Source organism: Sphingomonas sp. 66-10 (genome assembly GCF_001897045.1).
GTDB lineage: Bacteria > Pseudomonadota > Alphaproteobacteria > Sphingomonadales > Sphingomonadaceae > Sphingomonas > Sphingomonas lycopersici.
Map to the genome: position 1 here is coordinate 1 of NZ_MKRR01000018.1, position 5,223 is coordinate 5,223.

A 5,223-nucleotide genomic window follows, 5' to 3' on the forward strand; every position below is an offset into this window, starting at 1 on the left:
TGCTTGCGGATGTCGTAGTTGCGCGCCTCGACCTTCTTCTGCGCGGTCTCGATCGCCTTGGTCAGCCACTTGCTGCCGATCGCCTCGCCGTCCTCGATATTGTTGCGCATCATCCGCGCGAACAACGTATCCGGCCCGAAAATCCGCAGCAGATCGTCGTCGAGGCTGAGGTAGAAACGGCTCAACCCCGGATCGCCCTGACGCCCCGAACGGCCGCGCAGTTGATTGTCGATACGCCGGCTCTCGTGGCGCTCGGTGCCGAGGACGAACAGCCCGCCGGCTTCGAGCACGCGCTGCTTCTCGGCGGCGATCTCGGCCTTGATCGTCTCGATCGCAGCGTCACGCGCCGGCCCCTCGGGCATCCCCGAGAGCTCGTCCTCGATACGGAATTCGAGGTTGCCGCCGAGCTGAATGTCGGTGCCGCGCCCCGCCATGTTGGTCGCGATCGTCACCGCGCCGAGCCGCCCGGCCTGCGCCACGATATGCGCTTCCTGCTCGTGATAGCGCGCGTTGAGCACCGAATGGTCGACCCCCTCCTGCTTGAGGAAGTCGCTCAGCAGCTCGGACTTCTCGATCGAGACGGTGCCGACCAGCACCGGCTGGCCGCGCTCGGCATGTTCGCGGATCTTCCGCGCGATCGCGCGGAACTTGTCGTGGGTGTTCTTGTAGAATTCGTCTTCCTCGTCGACACGCTGCACCGGCAGGTTGGTCGGGATGGTGACGACGTTCATCTTGTAGATGTCGTAGAATTCCGCCGCCTCGGTCGCCGCGGTACCGGTCATCCCCGAAAGCTTGGGATACATGCGGAAATAATTCTGGAAGGTGATCGAGGCCATCGTCTGATTCTCGGGCTCGATCGTCACGCCTTCCTTGGCCTCGACCGCCTGGTGCAACCCGTCCGACCAGCGCCGCCCGTCCATCATGCGGCCGGTGAATTCGTCGATAATGATGACCTTGCCGTCCTTGACGATATAATCGGTGTCGGCCTTGAACATCACGTTTGCGCGCAGCGACTGGTTGAGGTGGTGGACCACCTGGGTATTCTCGAAATCGTAGAGGTTGCTGCCCTTGAGCAGCCCCGCCGCCTCGAGCAGCCGCTCGGCCTTTTCGGTGCCGTCCTCGGTCAGCACGATCGTGCGCTGCTTCTCGTCCATGTCGTAATCTTCGGGGACGAGCTGCTTCACGATCGCGTCGACGCTGATGTACAGTTCGGACTTGTCGTCGGTCGGGCCGGAGATGATCAGCGGGGTCCGCGCCTCGTCGATCAGGATCGAGTCGACCTCGTCGACGATCGCGAAGCCGAACGGACGCTGCACCATCTGGCTGCGCTCATATTTCATGTTGTCGCGCAGATAGTCGAAGCCGAACTCGTTGTTCGTCCCATAGGTGATGTCGGCGGCATAGGCCTCGCGGCGCTGCTCGTCGCTGAGGTTCGGAATGATCACGCCGACGGTCAGCCCGAGGAAGCGATAGACGCGGCCCATCCAGTCCGCGTCGCGGCTGGCGAGATAGTCGTTGACGGTGACGACATGGACGCCCGTGCCCGGCAACGCGTTGAGATAGGTAGCGAGCGTCGCGACGAGCGTCTTGCCCTCGCCGGTCCGCATCTCGGCGATCTCGCCGCGGTGGAGGACGATGCCGCCGATCATCTGGACGTCATAATGCCGCTGGCCGAGCACGCGGCGCGCCGCCTCGCGCACCGTGGCGAAGGCTTCGGGCAGGATCTGGTCGAGCGTCTCGCCGTTGGCGAGCCGTTCGCGGAACAGCACGGTCTGGTTGGCGAGCGTCGCGTCGTCCATCGCCTGCAACGTCGGCTCGAACGAGGCGATCTTGGCGAGGACGGGGTTGAGCGAGCGGACGTAACGGTCGTTGGACGAGCCGAAAAGCGATTTGGCGAGGCCGGCGAACATGGCGGACTTCCTGATATTGGATGGGCGCGGCGCCACACGGATTCGCGGGGCTCGCGCGGGATCGACGATGGGCTGGAACGCCGCGCTGTGGCGGGGCGCACGCAGGTGTTATTCGCGCCGGCGATCGACCCAGGCGGGGACGGCGGCGAAAGCGGGCACGGCCAACGCCGCGGCCGAAGCGAGCATGACGAGCGACGGCAGCGCCTGCACCGGACGCATCGTCGCGCGCGCGGCGATCGTCGCGGGGGCGAGGCGCACCGCCTGCTCCTGCGCCACGGCCTGCACCGGCTGCGGCGAGCCCACGCGCGCGCCGACGCCGGTCAGCGCCGAAAGCAGGGCGGAGAGGAGCAGAAGCAAGTTCATGCGCGGCAAGACATAGGGACGGTGATGCCAAAGGTCCAACCGTTTCGTGCGCCCGACGCGTCGCTCACTGCGAAATAGCCCAACGCACCGGCAACACCGTACGGCTCGCAATCGCGTTCCCCGCGGCGTCGCGCGCAGGCTCGTATCGTACCCTTTCACGCGCAATGCGGCAGGTCGTCTCATCAAGCAGCCGCGACCCGCTGCTCTTTGTCACCGAACAACTTGCGACCGCACCGGTAGCATCGATCAAAAGCATGGTAACGACGCGCCCTTCCTCGCCGCGCCGCAAAGCCTCTGCGGGATAATTATCCTGAGAGAACGCGAGGCCGGGATTGCCCACAGCGGGCATATTGGCCTTCGCGGGATCCCGGAGCGGAATTGTACGCGGCCGAGATGCAGAAACCACCTTGCTCGGGCGATCGAGCTGCCGCTGCCACGACGGAAAACCATCGCTGGCGCGATCCACCCAATGCTCCACTTTCAACGCCAGCAGGAATGCAATTGCCAGCACCAATACCGCACACAGGGCAATAATCGCTAAGCCCCGAAAGTCTGGTCCGTCCACACTAGGCGATAGCACCGGAACGTCCGGGACACCGTCTTCTTTCCCTTGGTTCACGGTCGCCCCTTTTTCCGCACCGGTCACCTGTCTATGGCGCTCATATGTCCACGTCCATCTCCCCGCTCGCCACCCCCTTCCCCGATCTTCCCGCCGTCGCCGGCGCGACGCCGCGCGTGGCGCGGGCGCATTACAAGACATGGGATCGCTGCGACCTGACCTTCGTCACGCTCGACGAAGGCACGGCAGTCGCGGGCGTGCTGACGCAATCGAAATGCCCCTCGCCCGAGGTCGAATGGTGCCGCAAGGCGCTGGTGCTGGGGAAGGCGCGCGCCTTGGTGGTCAATGCGGGCAATTCCAACGCCTTCACCGGTAACCGCGGCCGCGCGGCGGTCGAGGCGATCGCGGCACGGGCGGCGGGGCAGCTCGGGTGTCAGCCGTCCGATATCTTCGTCGCCTCGACCGGGGTGATCGGCGTGCCGCTCCCGATCGACAAAGCCGAAGCCGGGCTCGACGCCGCCTTCAACGCCGCGCCGAGCGACTGGCGCGCCGCGGCCGAGGCGATCGGCACCACCGACACCTATCCCAAGGGGGCGGTCACCACCGCGATCGTCGACGGGCGCAGCGTCACGCTTGTCGGCATCATCAAGGGCTCGGGGATGATCGCGCCCGATATGGCGACGATGCTCGGGTTCATCTTCACCGACGCCGCGGTCGAGCCCGCCTTCCTGCAAGCCGCTCTGTCGGCGGCCAATGGCAAGACCTTCTCGTGCATCACCGTCGACGGCGACACCTCGACCAGCGACACCGTCCTCGCCTTCGCCACGGGCAAGGCGGGCAACGCCGCGCTCACCGGAGACGACAGCCCGGGCGCGGACGCCTTCCGCGCGGCGCTCGCCGATCTGTGCCGCCAGCTTGCGATGCTCGTGGTGCGTGACGGCGAAGGTGCGCAGAAACTGATCGAGATCACCGTCACGGGCGCCGAGAGCGACCGCAGCGCGCATCGCATCGCGATGTCGATCGCCAATTCGCCCTTGGTCAAGACCGCGATCGCCGGGGAGGACGCCAATTGGGGCCGCGTGGTGATGGCGGTCGGCAAGGCCGGCGAACCCGCCGAGCGCGATCGGCTCGCGATCCGCTTCGGCGCGGTCGAGGTGGCACGCGACGGCCTTGCGGTGGAGGGGTATGACGAGGCCCCGGTCGCCGCGCATCTCAAGGGCCGCGAAGTCGAGATCGGGGTCGATCTCGGGCTCGGCGACGGCCGCGCGACGGTGTGGACCTGCGATCTGACGCACGGCTATATCTCGATCAACGCCGATTACCGGAGCTGACATGCTGCGCATCTGGGGGCGGCCCAATTCGCACAATGTGAAGAAAGTGGTGTGGTTCGCGGAGGAACTCGCCCTGCCCTATGAACGGATCGACAAGGGCGGCGCGTTCGGGATGGACGCGGCCTATATCGCGAAAAACCCCAACCGCTTGATCCCGACGATCGAGGACGGCGATTTCACGCTGTGGGAATCGAACGCGATCCTGCGCTATCTCGCGGATACATATGACGTCGGCCTGTGGGGCAAGACGCCGCAGGAACGAGCGCTGGCCGATCGCTGGATGGATTGGCAATTCACTTATGCCGAGGCGCAGCGCGACGCCTTCATCAATCTCGTGCGCAAGGCCCCGGTGGAGCGCGACTTGGACGCGGTGGCGCGCTCGGCGAACGCCTGCGCGAAGCAGGTCGCGATCCTCGAGGATGCGCTGGCACGCACGCCGTGGCTCAACGGGGAGAGTTTCGGCATCGGCGACGTGCCGATGGGGGTCTATATCCACACCTGGTTCGCGCTGCCGATCGAGCGGCCGGCGATGCCGCATGTCTCAAATTGGTACGAACGGCTGAAATCCCGGTCGGGTTATGCGCGGCATGTGATGATCCCGCTGACCTGAGCGGCGCAAAAAACAAGGGGCCGAACGATGTCAGCCCCTTGCTTGTGATCCAGTGATGTCGATCGCGGTGGGGGTCAGGCCAGCTCGCCCTCGAGCCACGCCTTGATCCGGCCCTTGGGCTCTGCGCCGACCTTGGTCGCGGCGGGGTTGCCGCCCTTGAACAGGATCATCGTCGGGATGCCGCGCACGCCATAACGGCCCGGCGCATCGGGATTTTCGTCGATATTGAGCTTGGCGATCGTCACCTGCTCGCCGAGTTCCTCGGAGATTTCCTCCAGGCTCGGGCCGATCATCTTGCACGGGCCGCACCATTCCGCCCAGAAATCGACCAGCACCGGCTTGTCGGACTGAAGGACGTCGGCGCTGAAGCTCGCGTCGGTGATCTGCTTAGTGGCCATTCGATTGTCTCCTTGTGCGCGCAATTTAGGATGCGACGCGCCCGCGCTCAAC

Annotated in this window: 6 protein-coding genes; 2 read left to right on the top strand and 4 right to left on the bottom strand. The window is 65.6% G+C overall.

What is annotated here, in order from left to right; translation table 11 throughout:
- From secA to BGN95_RS02010, 3 genes are all read right to left on the bottom strand, one after another.
- The coding region (gene secA, locus BGN95_RS02000) for a preprotein translocase subunit SecA (RefSeq protein ID WP_286771466.1) at positions 1-1,910 on the bottom strand (1,910 nt) is incomplete at its 3' end.
- Between the two features lie 108 nt (positions 1,911-2,018).
- Complete coding sequence (locus tag BGN95_RS02005) at positions 2,019-2,273, bottom strand: hypothetical protein (RefSeq protein ID WP_265312057.1); 255 nt, start codon at positions 2,271-2,273, stop codon at positions 2,019-2,021.
- Between the two features lie 64 nt (positions 2,274-2,337).
- Entirely contained in the window at positions 2,338-2,919 is a 582-nt protein-coding gene (locus tag BGN95_RS02010; protein WP_286771467.1) for an energy transducer TonB, read from the bottom strand.
- A 17-nt stretch (positions 2,920-2,936) separates the two neighbouring features.
- Here BGN95_RS02010 and argJ point away from each other — a divergent pair, with 17 nt between their 5' ends.
- Both argJ and BGN95_RS02020 read left to right on the top strand, forming a co-directional pair.
- A complete protein-coding gene (gene argJ, locus BGN95_RS02015; RefSeq protein ID WP_286771468.1) occupies positions 2,937-4,163 on the top strand; it encodes a bifunctional glutamate N-acetyltransferase/amino-acid acetyltransferase ArgJ in 1,227 nt (408 codons plus the stop codon).
- 1 nt (position 4,164) lies between these two features.
- Positions 4,165-4,773, top strand: coding sequence for a glutathione S-transferase family protein (locus BGN95_RS02020; RefSeq protein WP_286771469.1), 609 nt, complete (start codon positions 4,165-4,167; stop codon positions 4,771-4,773).
- Positions 4,774-4,847: 74 nt separating this feature from the next.
- Here BGN95_RS02020 and trxA read toward each other — a convergent pair whose 3' ends face one another.
- The gene (gene trxA, locus BGN95_RS02025; protein ID WP_179511627.1) at positions 4,848-5,171 is read right to left on the bottom strand and encodes a thioredoxin; all 324 of its coding nucleotides are present in this window, start codon (positions 5,169-5,171) and stop codon (positions 4,848-4,850) included.
- Positions 5,172-5,223 lie beyond the last annotated feature (52 nt).